The following is a 320-nucleotide window of genomic DNA, read 5'->3' on the forward strand; positions in this document are numbered from 1 at the left end:
TCGGAGAACACCCCGGGCACCGAACCGAACTCCACCACCAGCCGGCCGCCGACCACCCGCGCCACCACGTCCAACGCGTACGCCGGCCCGTCCAGCGGACTGGTGTCGCCGTCCTGGAGGAAGCCCGCGTCGCGCAGAAGCGGTCCTTCGGAGTCGGAGCCGTAGGCGGTGCCGTCGAAGTGGCCGAGGTAGTTGAAGCTCACCCGGGGGCTCACGAATTCCTCGAACGCGTCGGTGAGGTATCGCAGGGCGCCGTAACCGATGCCCCGCCCGGGCACCGCCCGCAGCCCCTCCTTCGCCTCCCGGACCAGCACGTCCCA

At 71.2% G+C, this 320-nt stretch carries 1 protein-coding gene; it reads right to left on the reverse strand.

Annotation, left to right across the window (positions count from 1 at the left end):
• Positions 1–320: hypothetical protein (locus FKN01_RS32820; protein ID WP_185993093.1), on the reverse strand; the 320-nt coding region annotated here is incomplete at both ends.

It is taken from the genome of Streptomyces sp. 130 (genome assembly GCF_007096885.1).
GTDB lineage: Bacteria > Actinomycetota > Actinomycetes > Streptomycetales > Streptomycetaceae > Streptomyces.